Consider the following 1,215-nt stretch of genomic DNA (forward strand, 5'->3'; position numbering starts at 1 on the left):
TCAATTCCTCCTCTCTATTTAATTCACGAACCACATTATATTTATAAACCTTAAAAATTTTAATACTAATCTAATAATTTTTTATTTTTTATTGTGTTGGATCCCAATCGGCCAATTTTTGAATGCGTATGTAACAATAAAGTACTACACACGCAATAGATACAAACACGATTGAACCTAGAGGGGTGCTCATTAACATCCCATATGCATCTGGAACAAAAAATTTAAAAATAAATGGGATTGCTAGTACAGTTAAGGCACTATTACGAAATGCTTTAGTCCCTTGTATAGTTTCTGCATATAACCGCATTTGTTTTACTTTTCTTTCCTCAAAGTCAACAGCAATTGACTCTAATGCTTCAATATTTCTACCACCATTTTTATCTGCTACATCTAACATCTCATGAAAAAACTTTAGTTCTTGATAAGGATATTTTTTATCTAATGACATAAAAGATTCATTTACCGATTTACCTTGTTGTAATTTTATCGTCGCCTTATTTAATTCTTCTTTAATAGACGAGTGTACTAAAGGTTTAACTTCCTCTACTGAATCAACAACATTCCCTAAAATCTGAAGAGAATTACTTAGAGTTTTCATATAAATGCTTATTCTATCAATTTCAACGAACTTGTATTTCTTTCTATGCATGTGTAGTAAAAAACGAAAAACCCAAAAAGCCAGTATATAACCTAATAAACAAAACTTACTTCCATTTAACATTACATACAAAGATATAGTTATCCCAGTACCACTCATTAAATACATTGTCCAATACTCCTTTGGACCGATAAACCATTCATACCTTCTTGCTTCCATAATAATATTCGCTGGTGCTACTTTCTCAGTAAAACTAGAGTAATTAAGTATACTATCAACAAATGTTAGAGGGACTTTTTGATCTTTTGTTTCTTTTTTTCGCTCGTTCATTAAATTTTTTTCATTTTCAAATTGCTTTAATATATTTTCAGCTGCATATGATTTTCTTTTCCCTTGAGATGTTAGTACGCTAAATAATAAAAACAAGGCAACTCCCATTAAAGCCAAAATAAAGTATGAGAGAAAGCTCACTTTATTCTCCCTCCCTACTATTCGGATTAGTTAAAACTTCAAATAGTGATGAATCAACAAATTCATTTTGTAATTGATTTACTACTTTATTACTAAGGTAACCAGTTTGCATATGTGAACCTTCTATTTTAACTATTTCACCG

Annotated in this window: 1 protein-coding gene; it reads right to left on the minus strand. The window is 30.0% G+C overall.

Features of this window, described 5'->3' with window-relative positions:
• Positions 1-88: 88 nt before the first annotated feature.
• Positions 89-1,072: a type II secretion system F family protein gene (locus tag RCF13_RS25200; RefSeq protein ID WP_001995818.1), complete on the minus strand. Its 984-nt coding sequence runs from the start codon at positions 1,070-1,072 to the stop codon at positions 89-91.
• Between the last annotated feature and the right edge of the window lie 143 nt (positions 1,073-1,215).

The organism is Stenotrophomonas maltophilia group sp. RNC7, assembly GCF_030910085.1.
GTDB lineage: Bacteria > Pseudomonadota > Gammaproteobacteria > Xanthomonadales > Xanthomonadaceae > Stenotrophomonas > Stenotrophomonas sepilia.